This window comes from Desulfoscipio sp. XC116, from assembly GCF_039851975.1.
Classification (GTDB): Bacteria; Bacillota; Desulfotomaculia; order Desulfotomaculales; family Desulfallaceae; genus Sporotomaculum.
Genome location: NZ_CP156660.1, coordinates 3,593,952 through 3,617,577, shown reverse-complemented (window position 1 = coordinate 3,617,577; position 23,626 = coordinate 3,593,952). Strand labels below are relative to the sequence as shown.

The following is a 23,626-nucleotide window of genomic DNA, read 5'->3' as shown; positions in this document are numbered from 1 at the left end:
CCTTGGCTTTTATTGGATAATGGTTTAAATTTATAAACCCAGCTCAGTACTCCTTTTTGTGCCTTATCCGGGGATCCAGGTAGATGTAGGAAATATCCACCAGCAAGTTGACGATAACAAATATCACGGCAAACAATAAAACACAGCCCTGGATCATGAAAAAATCCCGGGCAAAAATGGAATCCACCAGCAATTTGCCGATGCCAGGCCAGGCAAAGATTACTTCTACAATTACCGCCCCTTCCAACAAATGTCCAATTTGCAAACCAATGACCGTAATCACCGGTATCAAGCTGTTTTTCAGGGCATGGTTATGGATGATACTGCCTTCGGACAAACCTTTGGATCGGGCGGTAATAATATAGTCCTGCCTTAAAACACCCAACATACTGGAGCGGATTAACCTGGTGGTGATGGCCGCCATACCCGCACCCAACGTTACGGCAGGCAGAACCATGTGTTTGAAGGTGCCGTAACCAAAAACGGGCAGCCAGCCCAGGGTTACGGAAAATAAAAGGATTAAAAGCAATCCCAGCCAAAAGTTGGGTATACTAACCCCCAGCAACGCACCCGTCATGGTCAAATAATCCACCGGGGAATATTGTTTAACCGCAGAAATGATGCCCGCCGGCAAAGCGATGATTAATGATATAATTAAAGCCGCCAAGGCCAGTTCAAAAGTAGCGGGTATTTTTAATCGGATTTCATCCAGCACCAAATCCCCGGTAACAATGGAACGTCCCAAGTCCCCGCGCCAAGTATGTTCCAACCAGTGCCAGTACTGCACGAAAATCGGGGCGTCAAGCCCTTCTTCCACACGGATTCGGGCGATATTTTGCTCGTTGACACTTTCCAAGCCATACCTGGATATGGCCATGAGCTCGGCCGGGTCACCCGGTGCCCAGTGCATCATGCTAAAGGTAATTAAAGTTACCCCCATGGTGACAATAATCAACATGGCCAACCGTTTTACAATATATTTAAGCATCTTCAAAAAACAGGTCTCCGGCAAAGGAGTACACACGGTTTTCTTTGGCCACGCCGGCAAACCTGGTCAGGCTCCATTCCAAGTCCAGCAGCGCGCTTTTTGAATATTCCTCCGGGCTGTAAAAACAGTAGTATTTCCATCAGCGGTTTTGCACTTGTGTCGGGCTCGTTTTTTAAGTAACTGTTCAATAATTTTACCCTCCTTATTTTGCCAGTCCCACAGACTCCAGCGGGTTTACGCCCGCCGCGAACAGCGCTTCCAGCTCAGCAGGGCTGTTGATTTTGAACTGTTTGAGGGTTGAAACCATTGTTTCCGGTTGGTTGACGTAATCCATCATGGACAGGGCGGTTTTTATCTTGGCAAAGGTGCCGGTCATATTAGTTGTCCCCGCCAGTTCATTAGCCTTGTTGAAATCAAATCCCAGCACTAAACCTTCACCGGTACCGGATTGCTCATTCCAGCGGATATACAATCCGGCCACATTGCGGGCGCTTTCCGGCAGAGAACTGAGTTGCTCACTGGTTAGTGCCATGGCATATATGCCCTTTTTACCCACTGTGGTATCCAGGATCGTCTGATAAGCATCGTCTTTGCACCAGGAGGGGCAGGCGATGATCCTGTAAGATTGGCCGGCATTTAGGGGCAAGTGTTTGTCCAGGTACTTGATGATCAGATAACCGCTGTTTACGCCGGGGCAAATGTGGTTATGGAATTGAGCCGCCCGCAGAAAATCGTACGTGCAGTTGGGATGGGCCCAGATATGGGCGATGCCGGTTAGGCTGAATTCATTGCCGCCGAAGACTTTGTTTTTAGCTTTGGCTTCCCAGGCCCCGTCGCTGGCCAGCAATTTGTCCATGCCGATATTTTCAAACGCTATTGTTTTGAATACTTTTTCATTCGCCAGAGATTTTAATTCCGCGGCATTCATGACCGCCGCCGAGTTGTTTGCTTCCAGGTAAAGCATCTCTCCGGTTCCTTTATGGTAGAAGGCAAACCACAACGGCATGTTTTTGGCCCGCTGCACCAGCAGCAGGTTGCTGTTGCCGATCGTACAGCCGCTTACGGCCGCCAGGCCGTCGATGCTTTTTTCTGTTGTTTGCCCGCTTATTATGGCGCAGCCCGCGTTGGTCATGGCCAGTACATTGGCGTCGCCCTTGGCAAAGTGCAGTTTTTCCATGGCCAGCGCCGCGGCTTTGCCGCCCAGCAGGTGCTGCGTGGTGATTTTTTCACTGCTTATATAGTTTTTAATATCGCCATTGATTTCCCCGGCCCAAACCGTTCCCGGGATGGTCAACAATAACAACATTACCGCCAAAATAATCTTTGTTTTTTTCATCTAGCATCTCCTCCTGATAAATGGTTGCTTCAATAATTCCGCTCTGCATTCCGCTTTGCGATATAGGTTTTTTGTCATCGCCTCCTTGCTGAGTATGGTAAGGAAAGATATGATTTTTTCTTCCCTGCGGGTTTTGCGTGGCATTTGTTTTATAATTGTTCAGCGTTGATACTGCATGTCATGTAACTAGAAAAAACGGGTCGGCGGGCTTTTCCCAGCCCGCCAGCTTTTAAAAGGACGTCGATTCTATCGCCGGCGCATGTCAAACCGGCAATAGAATAGGAGGCTAAAAGGCCCTGCCGAGGTAAACCTTTTAACAAAATAAAAATGCCATGAAGCGGATTGGCCTCCAACAGGCTAATACCTTCATGGCATAATTTAATCTAATGAAAATGTAAAGCCACGCACAGTTCGTTGTTCTTAAGAACATTCGTGGCTTTTCTCGCAAATATTTTCGTCTGACTAACGTAACCAAGAATAATTCAATTATTCCTTTAACATTAAGAACATATAATAAAAAACCGTTTTTGTCAAGGACAGTGGTAACGGTTTTTAAAACAAATCCGGGTGGAATTTTTGTTTGTTTTTCTTTGAAAAACATTTAAGAACCCCGAACTGCTGCTTCTTCCAGTCCCTAAATGCTTGCGTTTTTAAATTTGATCCGATAGAATATAAGTATGCTTAAAATGTTAATTTTAAAAAGGCACGGATGAGAATGAAAAAATTAGAGAACGTGGTTGAGTTCGTGAGTGGTTCGCCGCAATTTAGGATTAAAGAAACGTTTGATGATAAAGCGCCGTTTTACACCTATTATGGACAATCAGATATTGAAGATGATTTGCTTGGCATGGATTCTAAGCGCGGTAACAGCAAACAAGTGCGAACCTTTGATAAGGTGAATACCCTATGTCAAGGTGATGTGGTTTTTAGTTTGATATCAGGAAAATCTACTCTGGTTGGTATAAATCATCAGGGGTATCTGTACACGCAAAACTACGTTAAGCTGGTAACGGATGAAAAGGTTGATTCAAAATATCTTGTTTACTTGCTTAATGAAGATCAATTTATTAAGAAACAGTTGCAAATAGGATTGCAGGGCTCGCAAGTTCTAAAATATACGTTGAAACAAGTGAAAGAACTTGAGTTACCGGATTTGCCATCCATAGAAAAACAACGGCTTATCGGTGAACTTTATTTCAACCAATTGCGGCTGGAAGCATTAAGAAATAGAGCGGCAAATTCAGAAACGGCCATCGTATTAGAAAGGCTTAGGGAGGCGAGCAAGCAATGAACGAGAATCAATTTGAAACAGAACTCATTCAATACATCACCAGTGGTACAATTACCAAACCAGAGCATCTGGAAGGCATCGGCGACTTTATTGTCAAAGAATCGAAGGCTGATTATGTGGTGAAAACGAAACTGTGGAAATATGAACCCCATATTAAAACTACAGAACAACTCTGGGATAACTTTAAGACGATTTTGGAACAACACAATCAAAACACCCTGGACCATCCGTTAAGTGCTGTGGAATTTAATCAAGTGAAGAAAATCATCTCGGGCATTCGGACACCTTACGAAGCGGGACAGTTCTTGTATGGCTTAAATGGTGTGTCGCAAATCGAGATTGATTTGGATGACGGACGTCATGTATTCCTTACGGTTTTTGATCAAAAACAGATAGGGGCCGGGGATACGGTTTATCAAGTTGTCAATCAAATTGAGCGGCCGGCGGTTATCACAGGAAAACAAAAATGCCGTTTTGACACGACTCTTTTGATTAATGGTTTGCCCATCATTCAAATTGAAGAAAAGCGTGACACCCGGGATGTCAATGAAGCTCTTAATCAGATGCGCCGATATGCCAATGAAAATCAGTATCGTGATATTTTCTCGACGTTGCAAATTTTGGTGGCTATTACGCCAAACAATGTGAAGTATATGGCCAATACGACGCCGGATAAATTTAACAAGGACTTCGCTTTTAACTGGCAACGCAAGAGTGATAATACCATCGTGCGCAACTGGAAAGAATTTGCGGATTCCATGCTTTCCATTCCCATGGCCCATCAAATGGCTACCAACTACATGATTTTGGACGGAACAAAGAATAAACAAATGCTGAAGGTTATGCGTCCTTATCAAGTGTATGCGACACAAAACGTTATTGAGAGCTTAAAACGTGTTGATTTTGAACTCGGTATGAATAAAGTTGGTTATATCTGGCACACAACCGGTTCCGGTAAAACCATTACCAGTTTTAAAACGGCATGGCTGGCCAGCCGCATGCCCAAAGTGGACAAGGTTGTTTTTGTGGTGGATAGAATTGCTTTAACCAAGCAAACCAATGAAAATTACCAAGCCTATGACCCTGATGCCACAGAAGACACAGTGGGCAGCGTTCAAAATACAGACAATACGACCGATTTGAGTCGTAAGCTTAAGAGCAAGGACAATAACATTATTGTGACTTCCGTTCAAAAACTGGATACGTTGGTGAAACGTAAAACCTTTAAAGCCCCGGATAAAAATATCGTGTTTATTGTGGATGAAGCACACCGCTCGACAGGTGGGGACTCCTTCAAGAATATCCAAAAAGCTTTTAAAAAATCCGCTTGGGTGGGTTATACCGGAACACCGATGTTTGACGAAACGACCACCGGGCTGCGCACAGAAGATATTTTTGGTTCATTATTACACGCCTATACCATTCGTGAAGCCATTGCTGACCGCAATGTTTTAGGCTTTAAAGTGGATTTTAAGACGACAATTGATGAAAAACAAATGAAAGAAAACTATCTTTCCGCCTTTTACCGGGAACGGCATCCCAAATGGAGCGAAGAACAAATTCAAAAGAAAATCAACAATCTCTCTCAAGAGGATATGGATGATGCCATTGAGCCAAGTTTCTACGATGAAAATCCGGATCACATCAAGCTGGTAGTGGAAGATATTTTCAAAAATTGGCGTAACCGTTCTAATGAGGGAAAGTATAATGCTTTGTTTACTACTCACGTGGGCGGTGGTAAAGCAAGTACGCCCATGGCAATGATGTATTTTCATCAGTTTCAGCGTGTCAACGAAGAAAATAGGGAGAAGGGTGGACAGACGTTAAAAATTGCCGTTACTTTCAGTCAAAATACGTCGAACAATGATAGCATGCTGGCCGCAAATCAAGGCTTGCACGATGCCATTAAAGCTTATAATGCTGAATTTGGCACATCTTTCGGGATGGATGATGTTGCGGGTTATACGCAAGACGTGATTTCACGTTTAAATAAATCGGTCACGGACGGAAAATACCTGGATTTGGTTATTGTAGTGGACCAATTATTAACCGGTTTTGACGCACCTGAACTGAACACCCTTTATGTGGATAGAACCTTGAAAGGCGCCGGGTTAATTCAAGCCTATTCAAGAACGAATCGTATTGCGGATATGCAAGAGAAACCATGGGGACGTGTGGTCAATTACCGCTGGCCTGCGCAAAACGAGAAGCTGATGAATAAAGCCCTTGCCATTTATGCAAATAAAGACTCGGCCATTTTGTCTGTTGATGAACAACGTGAGTCGAATCAAAAAGACGGCATCATTGCTAAACCATTCGAAGATGTGTTTGACGAAGTGAAAGAAGTTGTTGAGAAATTAAGCAGTTTAACCACTGGATTTCAACAGTTGCCCCCCTCTGAAAAGCAAAAGGATTATATGCTTGATTTGCTTCGTGAATATAACAGGGGCATGGCGAAATTAAAGCAATATGCTCCCGATGACGTTGAGGGTGAAAAAAATGGATTTAACTATGACAATCCCGATGAGTTGGTAGAACGGTTGGGGATGACTTCAGAGCAGGAAACCATGTTGACAACTGTCTTAACCAATGAACTTAAGTCTCATATTGTCAAACAGAAAAAAACCCCTCTTTATCAAATCGAACTGCGGATGACTCACGTGAAGGATGTTAAGGTGGATTATGATTATCTTACTGAACTGGTGGAGCAATTATTGAACCAGGTTCATGAAGGCAAAGCTCGGGAAGCCAAAGAAACTCAGGAGAAGATCAACCAATTTGCAAATGGGTTGGATGATCGTAATTATGCGACGAAGATTATCAATGCGGCTGTGGCCATCATCAAAGGTCACTTTCCACCGGTGGGTTCTAACTTTAAGTATCCTGCGCGACTAAATAGCAGTGAACAAATCATCCGGCAAGCGAACGATGTTAGCCTGGATAGAATGCTTCTTGACTTCCGGGTGAAGTGGGGAATCACGGATATTATCACCAGTGCCGGGATGCGGGAGTTGTTTAGTCGTCATCGCTACGGCTGGCAGGATTTGGATGATACCGGTCAAATTCGTGACATCATTGCTCAGGCAAGTTCTGATTATAAGACACTTGCGCATGATGAAAACGTACAGTCCTTGTCTAAAATTAAATATCGGAACGGCTTGCGTGAAGCAATTTACGAATTAGCGGATGAATTGGCGGAAAGTTAATTTATAGAGCACCATGGAATTATTTTGCGATGACACGGGAGGGTAGCATGAACGAAATACAATTTTTAATGTATGACGCCGATGGAGAAGTGGAAGTTCTTGTTCAAGATGAGACGATTTGGGCAACCCAAAAGACCATTGCACAACTTTTTGATGTTGGAGTTCCAGCGATTAGTAAGCACTTGAAGAATATCTTCCAGTCTGGAGAATTGGATGAAAAAGTGGTTGTTTCCATTTTGGAAAACACCACTCAACACGGCGCAATGGAAGGAAAAACACAGACGAACTCTGTTAAATACTACAATTTGGATGCGATTATCTCAATTGGCTACCGTGTGAATTCTAAAAAGGCGACGAAGTTCCGTATATGGGCAACGGATGTCTTAAAAGAATACATCCAAAAAGGCTTTAAGATTGACGTTGAACGTATGAAACAAGGTGAGAATGTTTTTGGCAAGGATTATTTCCGCGAGTTGATTGAAACCGTTCGTTCAATTCGAGCAAGTGAACGACGCATATGGCAGCAAATTACAGATGTCTTTGCGGAAATTTCATACGATTATGATAAGAACTCGGACATTACCAAGAAGTTTTATGCGACAGTACAAAATAAATTTCATTATGCGATTACAGGGAAAACTGCCGCTGAAATTGTTTATGACAGTGCGGATAAAGACAAAAAGCATATGGGGCTGACCTCTTGGAAGAACTCACCTGATGGACGTATTTTACAATCTGATGTAATCGTTGCCAAGAATTATTTATCAGAAAAAGAAATTCGTAGTTTGGAGCGTAACGTATCAGCATACTTCGATTATGTAGAGCGTTTGCTTGAAGATGAAGTCTTATTGGGGATGCAGGACTTTGCGACAAGTATTGATGAGTTCTTGAAATTCAACCGTTATGAAATCTTGGAAGGACATGGGCATATTTCGCATAGAGCAGCTAAGGACAAGGCGATTAGTGAATATAAAGAATTCAACAAGCACCAGAGAATAGTTTCCGATTTCGACAAAGAAATTAAGAAAATACAAGGTGAGCGGAAATGAGCGAAAACAAAGAAAATGTGCCCCAAATAAGGTTCCCGGGGTTTAGTGATGCTTGGGAACAGCGGAGGTTGGGGGAGATAGCAACTTTTATCAACGGCAGAGCCTACTCGCAGGATGAACTATTAGCTAAAGGCAAGTACAAAGTCCTGCGTGTTGGCAATTTCTACACAAACGATAGTTGGTACTACTCGGATATGGAACTTGGCGAAAAACACTATGCTAATGTAGGTGACCTTCTCTATACATGGTCGGCCTCCTTTGGACCTCATATTTGGCTTGGTGACAAGGTTATTTACCATTATCACATCTGGAAAGTTGCGCTTTCAGAGCAATTCGACAAGCAGTTTGCAGTACAGATTCTTGACTATGACAGAGCGAAACTCATGTCCGATCATAACGGTTCTACAATGATTCATATCACAAAAAAGGGTATGGAAGAAAAGACGATTTCGCTACCATCAACAGCCGAACAGAAGAGGATCGGCACCTTCTTCTGCACCCTCGACAACCTTATCACCCTTCATCAACGTAAGTTAAATAATGTGAAGAAATTGAAGGCTGGTCTACTTCAAAAAATGTTCCCCAAAAATGGAGAAAAATTTCCGGAAGTACGTTTCCCGGAATTTACTCACGCTTGGGAACAGCGGAAGCTTGGGGAACTTGCGGAATTCTCGAAGGGAAGCGGTTATACAAAGAATGATTTAACTGAAAGTGGCTCACCAATCGTTTTATACGGTCGGCTTTATACTAAATACGAAACTATTATAAACGATGTTGATACATTTGTAGAAATGAAAGACAACTCTGTAATCAGTGAAGGAAATGAAGTTGTTGTCCCTGCATCTGGCGAAACAGCAGAAGATATCTCAAGAGCGTCAGTTATTGGTAGGTCTGGATTTATACTTGGGGGAGACTTGAATATCATCAAACCCAATCAAGAAATTGATCCTATATTTTTGGCTTTAACGATTTCAGGCGGCACACAACAAAAAGAAATGTCAAAATGTGCTCAAGGAAAATCTGTTGTTCATTTGCATAATTCTGATTTGAAACAAGTGAGCTTGTTCTATCCTAAATTGGAGGAACAACAGCGAATTGGGAAGTTCTTTGTTGAAATCGACCGCCTCATCACCCTTCATCAGCGTAAGCTGGAACACTTGCAAAAACAGAAGAAATCATTATTGCAACAAATGTTTTTATAGGAGGAAAGTGGCGATATGGGTAATAATTTGCAAGCTATTACAACAAAACTGTGGGCAATGGCAAATGAACTTCGTGGAAACATGGACGCGGCAGAATACAAGAACTACATTCTAGCCTTTATGTTCTACCGTTATCTGTCCGAACATCAAGAACAATATTTAGTTGAATATAATGTAATTGATGTTGCAGAAGGTGAATCCATCAATAAGGACTATTTGGAACAAGCCAACGGTGACGATTTGAATGATTACTTAGAAGATGTTTCGTCAAGTTTAGGCTATGCCATTGCACCGCTTGATACCTGGGCATCTTTAGTTCAAAAAATTGATAACAGCATGGTGATTCCCAGTGATTATCAAACTATTTTTGATAACTTCAATAAGAACGCTGAATTAAACAAAGAAGCTGCGAAGGATTTTCGTGGCGTATTTAACGACATCAATCTTGGAGACACCCGTCTTGGTTTTTCGACAAATGAACGTGCGAAATCACTTAACCGTATTGTAAAGCTCGTCGGTGGAATTAATTACAAAGGTGAAGATGGCCAAGACATTCTTGGTGCAATTTATGAATATCTCATTGCTCAATTTGCGGCAAGTGCGGGTAAAAAAGGCGGGGAGTTCTACACACCGCATGAAGTTTCTAAAATTTTGGCTAAAATCGTCACGGATGGTGTAGAAGAATCGGATAATACTTTTTCGGTGTATGACCCGACTTGCGGATCCGGGTCATTACTGTTAACCGTTAAAGGAGAATTGTCGGGTGGCGATAAACCGGGAGCGATTAAATTCTTTGGTCAAGAAAAGAATACCACAACATACAACTTAGCTCGTATGAACCTGATGATGCATGGTATTTCATTTAACAACATGACTCTGTCCAATGCCGACACCCTTGAAAGCGATTGGCCTGATGGACCGGATGAAAAAGGAATTGACCGCCCGCGCTCTTTTGATGCCGTGGTTGCCAATCCTCCCTATTCTGCTCATTGGGACAATAGCGAAACGAAATTAAAAGATCCGCGTTTTAGTGAATATGGTAAACTTGCTCCTAAAACGAAGGCAGATTATGCCTTCATTTTGCACAGTTTGTATCACCTGAATGATACGGGAACAATGGCCATTGTATTACCCCACGGTGTTTTGTTCCGTGGTGCGGCAGAAGGTGTGATTCGTCGAACCATCATTGAGAAAAATTATCTCGATACAGTGATAGGGTTACCGGCTAACCTGTTTTACGGTGTATCCATTCCAACGACGATTTTAGTATTCAAGAAAAACCATAAAACGAAAGACATCCTGTTTATTGATGCAAGCAACGAATTTGAAAAAGGGAAGAATCAAAATAAACTTACTGATAAAAATATCAATAAGATTATTGCAACTTACCGAAATCGTTTGGATGTTGATAAATACGCTCATGTGGCGTCGCTTGAAGAAATCAAAGAAAACGAGTTCAACTTAAATATTTCGCGCTATGTGGATACATTTGAAGAAGAACAAGCCATTGATCTTGATGAGGTGAATAGGCTATTGGAGCAAGATAAACGTGAAATTGCTGAACTTGAAGCGAAGATCAGCGAACAGTTGAGAATCTTGGGTATTAATGTGTAGGAATTGATGGAAAAAGGGTCAAGGACATTGTTTCTTGGCTCTTTTTCGGCTTTCGCTTGGGAACAGCGGAAGCTTGGGGAACTTGCGGAATTCTCGAAGGGAAGCGGTTATACAAAGAATGATTTAACTGAAAGTGGCTCACCAATCGTTTTATACGGTCGGCTTTATACTAAATACGAAACTATTATAAACGATGTTGATACATTTGTAGAAATGAAAGACAACTCTGTAATCAGTGAAGGAAATGAAGTTGTTGTCCCTGCATCTGGCGAAACAGCAGAAGATATTTCAAGAGCGTCAGTTATGGTCTATCATGCCTGTTATACAGCGCAATATAAATCCAATATGCGGCTGTGCGCAAATACCAGGTCAAACTTTTTGGCGAAGCCTTCTTTTTCATATGCTTTCAAAATACTTATCGGCATAGATCTTATTCCTTTTGGCGTTGCAGGGCGGGCGGGAAACGGGGTAAGATATTTAAAATCATGCTCCTTTTTCGCATCAAAATAATCCCTTTTCCCATGGCCCGGGGAGATGCGATTGGGTTAAAATTTATTCCATAATAATAGGAAAATAATTATGAAGAATTGTTGTGGAGGAACTGTTGAAAAATGTGTATGCCTATGGATGTTTTATTGACCGCCCGGCACATATCCAAAACCTTTGCCACCGGAGAAGTGGAGGTAAGGGCGGTTGCGGATATGTCATTTGAAATTTACGCGGGGGAACTGGTGGTCATCCTTGGCCCCAGCGGCTCGGGCAAAAGTACGTTGCTGAATATTATCGGCGGTATTGAGCCGGTCACCGGCGGTACGGTTTTTTACCGGGGTATTCCTCTGCATCAAGCCAGCGCAGCGCAGCTTACCGATTTCAGACGGGAATACATCAGCTTTGTCTTTCAATTCTATAACTTGCTGCCCAACCTTACGGCTTTGGAGAACGTGGAAATTACGGCGGAAATGTCGGCGGCCCCTCTTGATGCCGGAATGCTTATGGAAAGAGTGGGCCTGGCGGACCGGGCCGGCCATTTTCCCGGCCGGCTGTCGGGCGGACAGCAGCAAAGGGTGGCCATTGCCAGGGCGATTTGCAAGAACCCCGAGCTGCTGCTCTGCGACGAGCCCACCGGAGCCCTGGATGTTAAAACCGGCGTTCAGATTTTGCAGCTTTTATGGGAATTCAACCGGGAATACCAAAAGACCGTGATTATTATTACGCATAATTCCGACATTGCCAAGATTGCTCATCGGGTTTTCCATATCAAGGACGGCTATATCGAAAAAATCGTGAATAATGAGCGGCTGTTATCCCCCGGAGAAGTGAGATGGTAATGTATGTCTAAATATTTTACCAACCTATGGCGCAATACCATGAAAAACAGGGGCTCCTACCTGGGGGCGGTATTGGTGATCGCCATGGGACTGCTGGTATTTGTGGCCATGACCGATGTATTGTCCAATTTGCGCCACGCCCTGCGGGAGTATTACGACACATGCGTTTTTGCCGATGTTTTTGCTGGGGTGGAGGGAATTCCGGCTGAGAAACTGGAGGAACTGGAGCGGATTGACGGGATCGACGTTGCTTTTGGCAGACTCGGCAAGGACGTAAGAGCCGTCATTGAGGGAGAAAACAAGATCATCACCCTGCATCTTATGGCGTATGAGCCAAACGATCGCTTGAATAAATTTCAGGTCACGGACCCGCAGTTTTCCGACAGCGAACTTTTGCTGGGCTATAAGATGTTCGAGGCTTACGGATTCACCGCCGGGGATGAAATGCGGCTGATCATCGGCGACGGCCTGGAAACCTTTGCGTTGGCGGGAACGGTCCAGGGGCCGGAGTATATTTACGCCATGCCGCCGGGCGGCGCCAATTCCCCCGATGCCGAAATATATGATATCGCTTGTATCAACAAGGCTAGGCTGGAAAAGCTTCTGGGCAGGACGGGGGTGGTGACGGAGCTTGGCTTTACACTGAAGTCCGGCTGCCAGTTTTCGGACGTAAGACAGGAACTGACGGACAGGTTATCGCCCTATGGGCTTTCTTCCCTGGTAGAACGGAAGGATCAGATCAGTAATTATATGATGGACAATGAATTTGGTGAGCTTTCCGGCGCCGGTACGGTGCTGCCCGCGATTTTTTTGGCGGTGTCGGTTTTTATGCTGTACATCGTGCTGCGCAAAATGATCGACCGGGACCGCACCCTGATCGGTACGATGAAAGCCTTTGGGTTTAAAGACCGGGAACTCCTTGGCGGTTACCTGGTGCAGGGCGTGGTTATCGGTATTTTGGGCGCCGTGACGGGCAGCGTTCTTTCCATACCGCTGGCTCAGCACATGCATGCCATGTATGTGGATTATTTCAATCTACCGGTGAGAGATTTGACGTATTACTGGTCCACCAGAATTCTGGGCGCCGTAATTGCCGTTTGTGTGAGCATGTTGGCAGTTTATATCGGCGTGCGGGAATTGCTTAAAATACACCCGGCTGAGGCCATGCGTCCCGCCGCACCCGCGGCTGACCCAACCGTTGCACTCCCACGGTCTTGGGAGCGGCGGCTTTCCGCGAGCAAGAAAATGAGTATCCGCTTTATGAGCCGGAATAAACTGCGCAGTATGTTGCTGGCTTTCGCCATTGCCTTTCCCTTTGCTTTGACGGCGGTTTTGCTTTCGTACCAGGCGGTGGCCGAGCAGATGTTTTTTGACCAGTTCACCAAGGTGGAAACGTATGATATGAAAGCCGCCCTAGCCGGGCATGCGGATTATCACGAGCTGATTTCTTCCGCCCGGCAGATTGAAGACATCTATGACGTAGAGGCCATTGCTGATTACGCGGTTACGCTGCGGCATGAGAACATAACGTTACTGACTTCCCTGCAGGCCCTGCAGACCGGTTCCCGTAATTACAACATTGTCGATATCTACGATCACCGCCACGCCCCGCGCAGTGACGGCCTGGTGATGAATTCCGTCACGGCCCGCAAACTCGGCGCACAGCCGGGCGACGCGGTGGAGGTGTGCAGCGCTTACCTGGGTTCCGAGCCGGTAGAAATCCCGGTGGTCAAGGTCATTGAGGAAAGCTTCGGCAGCGGCTGTTATATCAATATGGAGGCCGTAAGCAGGTATTTTAACGTGGGCGATATTGCCGATACCCTCCTCTTTAAAGTGGCCGGGGGAAGAAGCGAAGACGTGAAAAAAGAGCTGACCGCCACCAGAAATATTATCGCGCTGACCGAGTCGGAGCGGGTATTAAAAAGCTACCGGGAAATGGTGAAAAGCATGATGTCCATGATGAATATGCTGGCGCTGCTTTCCGTCTGCACGGGCTTTATCCTTATTTATAACATAACAGGCATTTCCCTGCGGGAGCGAAAAAACGAATTCGGTACATTGATGATTTTGGGGACCAGGTCCCGGGACATCCTGGAAATCGTGTCTTTTGAGCAAACGCTGAATTTTGCTTTGGGGATCCTGGCCGGCTACCCCTTATCCCTGGTACTGAAGGCAATCATGGCCAGCATTATCAATTCGGACGTTTATCGTGTCAATTTTACGGTGCCATTCAGTGCATACGTCTATTCATTCCTTATTTGCGGTGCCATTGCGGCTTTATCGACTCGCATCATATTCAAAAGCATACGGAATATTGAGCCGGCGGAAGTGCTCAAGGAAAAGGAGTAGCCAATGAAAAACAAGAAGCTTTTAATCATTCCCGTCTTGATCATCGTGGCGGTGGTTTGGGGACTGTTGCAGCACCGCGGCGTGGCGGTTGAGGTGTTCACTGTGGCCGCCAGGGATGTGACGGACTCCGTAATTGAGAACGGGACGGTCCGGATTGGCGACAACATCAGGATTATTTCCGATGTTTCGGGCGCGGTGGCGGATATTTCAGCCGTCGAGGGCGGCTTTGTGGAAGCGGGCGAGGTCATTGCGGTTATCGACAAAATTAATTATGAAAACGAAATCAACGCCCGTTTAAGCGCCGTTGCCGCCTATGCGGCGCAAAGCCGGGAGGCGGGCGCAAACGAAAGCTATGACAAAAAGGATGTGCAATATTCCATCCGGCAGATTGCCGTCCAAAGGGAGGAACTGCAAAACGATCGGGAACTGCGCCGCCAGGATTATGAAAAGGGGCTGGTGCTGTACGAAAACGGCGCAATACCGAAAAATGATCTGGATCAGCTGGAGAAGGGCTTTGTAAATGCCGAACTGGCCGTGAACGCTGTGGATATACAGCTCGACGCACTGCGCGCCAAACTGGACAACGATCACGCGGGGGCTGTGTCGGAACGGATGGAGGCGTTGATTGAGGGAGAACAGGCGGCGATAAGCAACCTGGAGAAAAAAGTGGCCAACTGCGCGATAAAGGCCCCGGCTTCAGGTTTTATCAGTGATCTGGCTGTTAAGGAGATTTCCCATGTTTATGAGGGCCAGACCGTTGCCACCATCAAGGCGCAGGATAGCCTGACGGTGAAGGCGCAGCTTCTGACCGGCTATGAGCCTTATCTGGCGGTGGGCGACAAGGTGAAAATCACTCACAAGCTAAAAGGGGGGGACATGGTCTATGATGGCGTGATTAACGAAATTTATGATTTTGCCGGCGAAACCATCTCGGCTTTGGGGCTGAAGGAATACCGGGTGGATGTCGTGATAGCGCTGGAAGACAGCAAAGCGGCCCTTAAGCCCGGTTATGAGGTGACGGTGGAATTTCCGCTTTTCAGTGCCCAAAAGCAAATTGTGGTGCCAAACGGGGCGGTATTTGATGTGGACGATAACGATTATGTGTTTAAAATCCAGGGCGGAAAGGCGGTACGCACCCCTGTAACCGTGTCCTATAAAAGCAATACTGAAACCGTAATCGCTTCGGGAGTGGCAGTGGGTGACCGGGTGGTTGCCGATGCCAATGTGGAGGGACTGGCCGATGGCGTTAAAATATCCTTTTAAATGCTGTTTTATCCGGCTGCTGAATGGTTGCTCCTGATGGCAAAGAAACCTAATGGCTTAAAACAGCCCCCTGCTAGCATGTTGGAGAATCACCAAACAACCCTTGGACACAGGGAAGGAAGTATTTCAAAACAGCCGGGACAAGCTGGAAGAAATTTTTGGCTTTCTACCGGTATATATTGGACGAGTAAAATGAAGAAATAGCCGGCGAACAGGTTATTTCACTGCTCGCTTTAATTGTAAATCATATTGAAAGGCGCTATCCTTTGCGGTATAACGCCTCTCTTGCTTTTTCGCATCGGTTTGGGGTATGACTCAATAAGTTTCCCTATTGACACGTGCCTTTTGGCCCCTTCACTTTCATTACTTGCAACTAAGATTTGTTCGGCCTACCCTTGAATAATTACACATTTTTGAAGGCAGGGTAATGCGATGAAATTAAAAGATATGGACAATTTTGTGAACGTATGTTAAACTGTTAGAAAATATAGCGTAAGTACTAAGTATTAAAAATTTAATAACTATAACAATATTAGGCCACGAAGGTCTTTTGCCAGCCACAAGGTTGGAAAATGCCCTCGTGGCTTTTTAATTGCGAAGGAGGTTCGAAAATGCCCAAGCTAATTGTTTGTGGCCGGGGAGGCTGCGGCAAAAGTACTCTGGTGACCCTTTTGGCAAGAACATTGGGTGCACGGGAAAAAGTATTGGTGGTGGATACCGACGAATCTAATCTGGGCCTGTGTAAAATGCTTGGCCAAAACCCGCCGGAAATGAGTTTGATGGCTTCCCTTGGCGGTAAGTCGGCGGTGCAGAAAAAACTTTTGGCATCCTTGCAGCAGGAAAACAGTGAAAAGGCGAATTATTTTAAGGAGAATTTATCTCTGGCGGATTTACCGTCTGCATGTGTCAACTGGGACGGTATGGTGGGCAATCTGCGCATTGGAAAAATCGAGCACAGTATGGAAGGTTGCGCTTGTCCGATGGGCTCAATTACCCGGTCTTTATTAAAAGAGCTTGAAGTAAACAATAATGAGTGGGTTATAGCGGACACCGAAGCAGGTGTGGAGCATTTCGGGCGTGGTATTCTGGAAGGGGCGGATTTAATACTAATGGTTATAGACACTTCATATGAGTCGGTTTTGCTGGCCGAGAAGGCCAAGGGATTGGCTGAAGAGGCTCATAAGAAGTTTTTTGTTGTTCTGAACAAGGTGGACGAGGCAACAGAAGCCACTTTGCGCCGGGAACTGGCCGACAGGGGAATAGAGGTTGGCAGTGCCATAAGCCACTCTTCGGACATCAGCGGGGCCAATCTGGTGGGAAATTCACTGGATGCTAATATGCAGCGGGATAGTATGGATAAATTGGTTGATAAAATAGTCAGGCTGTGCAGCTAAATCGCGGAGATAGCTTAGTACTGTAGCGTAAATTGCTTTTTGAGCGAAGCTTTTGCTGCCTTGATAGGTGTCGGGTATTGAAAGTTAAAAATTTTAGATTTTCAACTTTTAATACCCGGCACCAGCTAAACGACACCGTTATTAGGGTAGTGTATTTTGCTACGCAGAGGAGCGGTAAACCCATCTTGAAGTTCGATAAACTATACTTTTGTTGCAGTGTTAGCGTAGTTTATTAATAAAATAATGAAGTATTAACTGTCTTGTTAGGAAAGAAACCTTATTAGAACCACGAATACTTTGTTCTTTATAGAGACGCAAAGCATTCGCGGTTTTTTATTTTTTCCGGTCCCGGGTGCGCTTGCTTTTTGCCGCCGGGCCGCCGGAGAAACCTGGCTCTGTAATTACTGCCATGTATTTTCAAAGTTGGATATTACGTTATTGCCGTATTGACAAGTTATATATCGCAACTTATTATTACTAATATAATCATGTTTTGTTGTGTTTTGTATCGTTTTGGTTGTTTTACCTTGATAATAATAACGCACTACTCTATTTTTGTTACGTTATGTGTTGCGCTGACTCGTCAGGAAGGCACTCTGCAACATTCGCCACCGCCTTGGCCATCTTTTTGTGCTTTCTCAATAACTTGTCCGGATACTGTTTTAAAGTAATGATTTCTAATGAAAGAAGGGTTTAAGATGCGCTTTGTTATTGTTGCCGGCACACCCTCATCGGGGAAGACATCGGTAATGATGCATACGATACGACATCTTTTGAAAAGTAAACTTGTAGTTGCGGCTTGTAAGATTGACTGCTTGCAGACTTCGGATGACGAGCGGTATCGACGTCTTGGAATACCGGTAGCCGTTGGGCTAAGTGATTATATTTGTCCGGATCATTTTTATGTCGCCAATCTGGAAGAAGTGGAACGCTGGGCACAAGATCAAAAAGCGGATGTGCTGGTTCTGGAAACAGCAGGCTTGTGTCACCGTTGTGCGCCGGCCGTACATGATTGTCTGTCCGTATGTGTCATAGATAATTTAATTGGCATTGATGCCCCGAAAAAAGTGGGTCCCATGCTGAGCACGGCGGATATTGTCGTGATCACCAAAGGCGATATCGTTTCCCAGGCCGAAAGAGAAGTATTCCGTTATAAAGTTGAAACGGTAAATCCGCAAGCCCGGATTTTGGATTTCAACGGTCTTACGGGACAAGGCGCGCTGGCACTGAAAAATGAAATTCTTAGCTGTAAGGAGTTGGCGGGAATCAGCGGTCAGGAGTTAAAATACCCCATGCCCGCGGCTATTTGTTCTTATTGTGCGGGAGAGACTATTGTCGGCAAAACATACCAAATGGGAAATGTAAAAAAAGTTGACTTTGGGAGACTGGACTAATGATCGAAAAAATAACTATCTTAGGCGGCTTGGATAAAGAAGGTTCGCCGGAGAAGATTCGGCAACTGGACATTAAAGCGGGCGAAGTGCTGGCGGTGGTTGGTCCCACCGGTTCGGGAAAAACTCAATTAATATCGGATATTGAGCAATATGCCGAAGCTGAAACATTGACAGGCAGGAGCGTTTTAATCAACGGTCAGCCTGTAGATAGAAATAAGAATAAAAGGTTGCTGCGCTATCTGGTTGCTGAAGTGTCCCAAAACATGAACTTTGTAATTGATATGTCCATTGAAGAGTTTCTTCTAATGCATGCGCAGGTGCGGGCTATTCAAGATCCTGTCAAGACAATCAAGGATGTGCTGGCCATAACCAACCAGTTATCGGGCGAACCGGTTTCTTTCTCGACGAACCTGACTCAATTAAGCGGGGGGCAGTCACGGGCGCTTATGGTAGCGGATGTGGCCCTGATCAGCAATGCTCCGGTTGTATTGATTGACGAAATTGAAAATGCCGGCATAGATCGTTTGCAGGCTTTGGAAATGCTTACGGGGCGGGGGAAAGTTGTGCTGGTTGTGTCTCATGATCCAACCCTGATGCTGATGGCCGGACAAAGAGTGGTGATGAAAAATGGTGGCATGGACAAGATCTGCCGGACCACGCCGGAGGAGAGAGGAATACTGGAAGGCTTGATCAGGGTGGAAAGAGAGATAGCCCGCTTGCGGGAACATTTAAGAAAAGGAACGAGTATTGGAACGGAAGATAACAAAAAGGAGGAGTGGTCGCTATGGCAAGAGTTTTGGTGCACTGTCCGTTAAATATCAGCAGGTCTTTGGAGCAAATGCTCAAAGACTATGGCCGGGACCTGGAAAAAAGGCATGGCCTACAGGTGGAGATTGAAACCCAACCTCATCGTCCCGAGGAAGACGGTCTGTTTAAAATGTGTTTGGAAAAGGGCGAGATACCGGAACTGGTGATCGGCCAAGTCAACGATTTTGCCGAACTGCCGGAAGGGTACTTGGAGGAATATTTTCGCTCACTCCCCGGTCGTTTTCCGCTGCGTTCGGAACTGGCGAAAGCCGGATTTGCGGATGAGAAAGGGTATTTTCAGCCCTTTGTGGTAATTCCTTTTGCCATGTTTTATAATCCGAACCTGCTGGGGGAAAAGGAACTTCCCGAAGCGTGGAAAGATTTGCTGGAGGCTCGCTGGCGCAAGCAGGTCATTATGCCTGATGAATATCGGATGGTATCGAAGATTATTCGCACCTTTATGCAAGCCCGTTATCCGGAACGATTTGCCGATTTCCGGGAGAATGTGATACATCAGGGGGCTCCGATTGATGTTGTTAATGCCGTGGATGAGGGCCGGTACCAACTGGGGATCACTAATATTGCATTTGCCCGTATTTCGCGCAATAAGAATACCCGCCTGATTTGGCCCCGGGATGGTATCTTCTGTATGCCGCAGGTGATGGTCTGGAGTAAAAAAGCGGACGAGCGTTTGCTGGAAATAGGGGATTTCTTGCTGTCCAGGCAAGTTCAGGAGTATTTGGCGCTCCAGACTTTCATACCTGCTTCGCCGGACGTAGCTATTCCAAAGCTTTTAACCGATCACAATTTTAGTTTGCACTGGGAAAGTTGGGAGCATTATCTGAGCGTGATTAAAGGTTCCCAAGTTTAAGAATAGCCTGATCGGTTTTTACCGAGGTGAATGCAATTGTTTAGCCTGTATGAAGTTGTACTGCATTATGGCAAATTAAAAGTCCTTGAACAATTTAATTTAAATTGTGACCGGCGGCAATTTATTTGTCTCCTTGGTCCTTCAGGAGTCGGTAAGACCAGCATATTAAATATTCTGGCCCGCATTGTCAAGCCTCAGTCGGGGCAGGTTGAATCTGACAACCGGAGACTGGCTTATGTTTTCCAGGAACCCCGGCTGATTCCCTGGTTAACGGTGGAGCAAAATCTGCATGTGGGCTTATACAATCTGGGGCTGGATTTCCGACAGCGGTGTCAACGCGTGGAAAGTCTGCTGCCGGTGCTGGGTTTGGCAGAATTCGGCGGTTATTATCCCGGACAATTAAGCGGTGGCATGAAGCAACGGGTTTCTATCGGTCGCGCTTTCGCTATTCAGCCCGACTTGCTTCTGTTGGACGAGCCGTTTTACGGTTTAGATGAAAATCTTAAAAGGGATATGCAAGAGCTTTTGTTTTCTCTGGGCCAATGGCATGCTTGCACCACTGTTATGGTTACTCATGATGTAAAAGAGGCACTAAGACTTGCTGATCGGATAATAGTGGTGGTGGGGCGGCCCTGCCAAGTCATGCTGGATCTATATCCCGAACCTGATCAAAGATATGAGCAGTCCTACACGAAACAGATGGAACAAATTTTATTAGACGCTATTAATCCGGTTATTTCAAGCGCCTGCCAATAAAGAAGACTTGGTTCAGGTGGGGTTTTAACCCTTGCATTGGGGACATTCCTCCGAACGAGGTGTGTCCCCTGACCGCTGAACCTTTAGCCGCACTTATTTAGAACTTGCAGCCTGTGCGAAGATAAAAACTTAATTATATGTGGATTCGCCCGTATCCATTAAGAAACGGAGGCATTTGCAATGAAAAGAAAACTTATGGCCATAATAGTATTTTTCACTCTGCTTATTATTCCGGCCGGATGCGCGCAAAAGGCCGGTCAGGAAGCACCTCCCACCAATACTTCGGCACAACAGGCGGGAGACGCCGCTAAAATTGCAGATCTCAATCTCATTGTAGGAAGCGCCCCCGGCCCGGTTACCTACCCCCTGGCGCAAATGGCGGAACAAAATAGCAGAATCTTGCTTAAACCCTGGCAGACCTCTGAGCAATTAACCGCTATGATAACTGCCAAAGAAGTGGAACTATGCAGTACCCCCATCAGCAACGCCGTACTTTCTTATAATAAGGGTTTAAATGTGCAATTGCTTATGGTTTCCGTCTGGGGGACGTTCTACGTTATGAGTACCGATTCGGAGGTTAAGTCCTTACCGGATCTGAAAGGCAAGGAAGTGGCTATATCGGGGCAAGGTGGAATACAAGATCTGGTATTTCGCCATCTGCTGATAAAAAACAACATAAATCCGGATAGCGACCTTACTATTACATACCTGGATATGCCTGAAGCTTCCTCTCGTTTGGCAGCCGGGCAATTAAAATATGCCGTATTAAACGAACCCCAATCCAGTATTGCCGCTTTAAACGCGCAGAAATCCGGTGTTCAGTTGCACCGGGTTCTGGACCTGACTCGGGAGTGGAACAAACTGCCCGGGCAAGAAAACGCCCGTATGCCCCAGGGCACTATTATTGTTGTAAATGATAGCGGAGTTACGCCCGAACAGGTGGCTGGTTTTGAGAAGTTCTATATGGATACTGCTGCATGGGTTAATAGTCACTCTGAAGAAATGGGCCCCATAGTTGAAAAACATGTCCCTTCAATGAAGGCTTCGGCAGTCAGCCAATCTCTTAAATATGCTCGCCTGCAGCCTCGGCATGCCGCGGATTGCCGGTCGGAGGTGGATGCTTTTTTGAAAGAACTAAGCCAGACGGCCGATATCAGAGCCTTTGGGGGTAAGATACCTGATGCCGAATTCTACTACCAGTCCAAATAGGAATTGCTACTACTTATCAGGCGTATTTATACTTGTACTGGGCTGGCAGTTGCTTTCCATGCGTTATAACCAGGTGCTGGTTCCTTCACCGGCGGAGACGCTGCAAGCGCTGGCGGTCCTTTGCAAAAGCGGTGAATTGGGAGAAAACCTGCTTATTACTTTCCAACGTCAGATAGTGGGATTGGGCGCTGGAATAGTAATTGGCTTGAGCAGCGGTCTGTTAGCCGGCTACTTCATTAAATTGGAATTGCTTATGCGGCCATTGATAAGCTTTTTACTGGCCGTACCGGCAATTATATTTGTTGCGGTAGCTATGGTCTGGTTTGGCCTGGGAACAAAAATGACTATATTTCTGGTATCCTTGCTGGTGTTTCCGGTAATACATACCAACACGGCGGAGGGGCTGAAATCCATAGATCATGATTTGCTGCAAATGGCGCGGGTCTATAATTTGCCCCCGCTGCTTACTATCGGTAAAATATATCTTCCGGGTATGCGGCATTACCTGATCGCCGGTCTTTCGCTGGCGATGGCTTCATCTGTTCGCTTGACTATTATGGCTGAACTGCTTGGCGCCCGTGAGGGAATGGGGCAAAGAATTGCAATTGCCCGCACGTACCTGGAAACAGAACGGCTTTTTGCCTGGATACTGGTGCTGCTCATAATCCTTGTCAGTCTGGAATTTTTATTAATCCGGCCTTTAAAGCACTGGTCCAGCTACGATAAACCGGAATCGCCATAAATATCGGCTGACGTTTAAGGCTGGGGGTGTTTTAGATGCTGCAGATTAAGGACCTGAACTTTTCCTATAAAAAACAAGATATTTTGCATAGCATCAATATTATTGTTGATCAAGGTGAAATACTGGCCCTGGTGGGGCCTAACGGTTCGGGCAAATCAACCCTGCTGCGTTGTCTGAACGGTTTTTTGCAGCCGGACAGCGGACGTGTTTTGCTTTATGGTGAGGATATCAGGAATAAAAAACGTAAGTGGATATCCCGTCACATTGCTTTTCTGCCGCAAAACCTGGAAATGGTGCAACATGTTACTGTCTATGAACTGGTGGCTATGGGAAGAAGTCCTTATCAGCGGTTTGGTTGGTTCCTGAATCAAGAAGATAAGAAAAATGTTGAGTGGGCAATTGATTATATGAATTTATACTCAATCCGGCATCGGCCGTTGGATAAGATCTCCGGAGGAGAACGCCAGAGAACATGGATCGCCATGATTCTGGCTCAGGACACCGAGATTGTTCTGCTTGATGAGCCCATTACTTTTCTGGACTTAAAATACCAGTGGTATTTGCTGGACATTCTGAAGCAGATTCGCCGGCAGTATAAAAAGACTATTATTCTGGTATTGCATGATATCAATCAAGCCATGACGGTAGCCGATAAGTTTGTTGTTCTTAAAGAAGGGCGCATTCGCGCCCATGGGCAGGCTCAGGACATTATAACCAGTCATCTTCTGAAGGATGTTTATGATGTTGACGCCACTGTCTGCAGGGTTAGTGATTTTGACCGGCCTGTTGTTTTGCCGGCGAAAATGTTAAAAGGGGCTTCTTGAAAT

The 23,626-nt window shown here is 45.5% G+C and carries 19 protein-coding genes; 17 read left to right on the top strand and 2 right to left on the bottom strand.

The genetic code is table 11. The annotated features are described in order from the left end of the window. Window positions 1–43: 43 nt before the first annotated feature. Both nikB and ABDB91_RS17090 read right to left on the bottom strand, forming a co-directional pair. Complete coding sequence (gene nikB, locus ABDB91_RS17095; RefSeq protein WP_347491643.1) at window positions 44–988, bottom strand: nickel ABC transporter permease; 945 nt, start codon at window positions 986–988, stop codon at window positions 44–46. A 202-nt stretch (window positions 989–1,190) separates the two neighbouring features. Further along, the gene (locus ABDB91_RS17090; RefSeq protein WP_347488877.1) at window positions 1,191–2,324 is read right to left on the bottom strand and encodes an FmdE family protein; all 1,134 of its coding nucleotides are present in this window, start codon (window positions 2,322–2,324) and stop codon (window positions 1,191–1,193) included. A gap of 715 nt (window positions 2,325–3,039) precedes the next feature. Here ABDB91_RS17090 and ABDB91_RS17085 point away from each other — a divergent pair. The 17 genes from ABDB91_RS17085 (at window position 3,040) to ABDB91_RS17005 (ending at window position 23,623) form a co-directional block, all read left to right on the top strand. Then, window positions 3,040–3,615 carry a restriction endonuclease subunit S gene (locus tag ABDB91_RS17085; protein ID WP_347488876.1) on the top strand — a complete coding sequence of 192 codons (576 nt, stop codon included), beginning with the start codon at window positions 3,040–3,042 and terminating at the stop codon, window positions 3,613–3,615. Further along, the gene (locus tag ABDB91_RS17080) at window positions 3,612–6,821 is read left to right on the top strand and encodes an HsdR family type I site-specific deoxyribonuclease (RefSeq protein WP_347488875.1); all 3,210 of its coding nucleotides are present in this window, start codon (window positions 3,612–3,614) and stop codon (window positions 6,819–6,821) included. Before ABDB91_RS17085 ends, ABDB91_RS17080 begins: the two co-directional genes overlap by 4 nt. A 47-nt stretch (window positions 6,822–6,868) precedes the next feature. Continuing rightward, the gene (rhuM, locus tag ABDB91_RS17075) at window positions 6,869–7,870 is read left to right on the top strand and encodes a RhuM family protein (RefSeq protein ID WP_347488874.1); all 1,002 of its coding nucleotides are present in this window, start codon (window positions 6,869–6,871) and stop codon (window positions 7,868–7,870) included. Continuing rightward, on the top strand, window positions 7,867–9,072 hold the full coding sequence (locus ABDB91_RS17070) for a restriction endonuclease subunit S (RefSeq protein WP_347488873.1): 1,206 nt from the start codon (window positions 7,867–7,869) through the stop codon (window positions 9,070–9,072). Before rhuM ends, ABDB91_RS17070 begins: the two co-directional genes overlap by 4 nt. 15 nt (window positions 9,073–9,087) lie before the next feature. Further along, window positions 9,088–10,686 carry a type I restriction-modification system subunit M gene (locus ABDB91_RS17065; RefSeq protein ID WP_347488872.1) on the top strand — a complete coding sequence of 533 codons (1,599 nt, stop codon included), beginning with the start codon at window positions 9,088–9,090 and terminating at the stop codon, window positions 10,684–10,686. A gap of 6 nt (window positions 10,687–10,692) precedes the next feature. Beyond that, window positions 10,693–11,196 (top strand): hypothetical protein, encoded by a 504-nt coding sequence (locus ABDB91_RS17060; protein ID WP_347488871.1) that lies wholly within the window; start codon window positions 10,693–10,695, stop codon window positions 11,194–11,196. Window positions 11,197–11,309: 113 nt separating this feature from the next. Then, a complete protein-coding gene (locus ABDB91_RS17055; protein ID WP_347491642.1) occupies window positions 11,310–12,014 on the top strand; it encodes an ABC transporter ATP-binding protein in 705 nt (234 codons plus the stop codon). A gap of 3 nt (window positions 12,015–12,017) precedes the next feature. Further along, the gene (locus ABDB91_RS17050; RefSeq protein WP_347488870.1) at window positions 12,018–14,363 is read left to right on the top strand and encodes an FtsX-like permease family protein; all 2,346 of its coding nucleotides are present in this window, start codon (window positions 12,018–12,020) and stop codon (window positions 14,361–14,363) included. 3 nt (window positions 14,364–14,366) lie between these two features. After that, window positions 14,367–15,626, top strand: coding sequence for an efflux RND transporter periplasmic adaptor subunit (locus ABDB91_RS17045; protein ID WP_347488869.1), 1,260 nt, complete (start codon window positions 14,367–14,369; stop codon window positions 15,624–15,626). 611 nt (window positions 15,627–16,237) lie between these two features. Further along, complete coding sequence (locus ABDB91_RS17040) at window positions 16,238–17,020, top strand: nitrogenase reductase (RefSeq protein ID WP_347488868.1); 783 nt, start codon at window positions 16,238–16,240, stop codon at window positions 17,018–17,020. A 698-nt stretch (window positions 17,021–17,718) separates the two neighbouring features. Next, complete coding sequence (locus tag ABDB91_RS17035; RefSeq protein ID WP_347488867.1) at window positions 17,719–18,414, top strand: GTP-binding protein; 696 nt, start codon at window positions 17,719–17,721, stop codon at window positions 18,412–18,414. Beyond that, the gene (locus tag ABDB91_RS17030) at window positions 18,414–19,229 is read left to right on the top strand and encodes an ATP-binding cassette domain-containing protein (protein WP_347488866.1); all 816 of its coding nucleotides are present in this window, start codon (window positions 18,414–18,416) and stop codon (window positions 19,227–19,229) included. The genes ABDB91_RS17035 and ABDB91_RS17030 overlap by 1 nt, the downstream gene beginning before the upstream one ends. After that, complete coding sequence (locus tag ABDB91_RS17025) at window positions 19,199–20,092, top strand: ABC transporter substrate-binding protein (RefSeq protein WP_347488865.1); 894 nt, start codon at window positions 19,199–19,201, stop codon at window positions 20,090–20,092. The genes ABDB91_RS17030 and ABDB91_RS17025 overlap by 31 nt, the downstream gene beginning before the upstream one ends. A 36-nt stretch (window positions 20,093–20,128) precedes the next feature. Beyond that, window positions 20,129–20,848, top strand: a complete 720-nt coding sequence (locus tag ABDB91_RS17020) for an ABC transporter ATP-binding protein (protein ID WP_347488864.1) — start codon at window positions 20,129–20,131, stop codon at window positions 20,846–20,848. A 180-nt stretch (window positions 20,849–21,028) separates the two neighbouring features. After that, a complete protein-coding gene (locus ABDB91_RS17015; protein WP_347488863.1) occupies window positions 21,029–22,057 on the top strand; it encodes an ABC transporter substrate-binding protein in 1,029 nt (342 codons plus the stop codon). Next, the gene (locus tag ABDB91_RS17010; RefSeq protein ID WP_347488862.1) at window positions 22,029–22,799 is read left to right on the top strand and encodes an ABC transporter permease; all 771 of its coding nucleotides are present in this window, start codon (window positions 22,029–22,031) and stop codon (window positions 22,797–22,799) included. Before ABDB91_RS17015 ends, ABDB91_RS17010 begins: the two co-directional genes overlap by 29 nt. Before the next feature lie 35 nt (window positions 22,800–22,834). After that, the gene (locus tag ABDB91_RS17005) at window positions 22,835–23,623 is read left to right on the top strand and encodes an ABC transporter ATP-binding protein (protein ID WP_347488861.1); all 789 of its coding nucleotides are present in this window, start codon (window positions 22,835–22,837) and stop codon (window positions 23,621–23,623) included. Window positions 23,624–23,626: the final 3 nt, after the last annotated feature.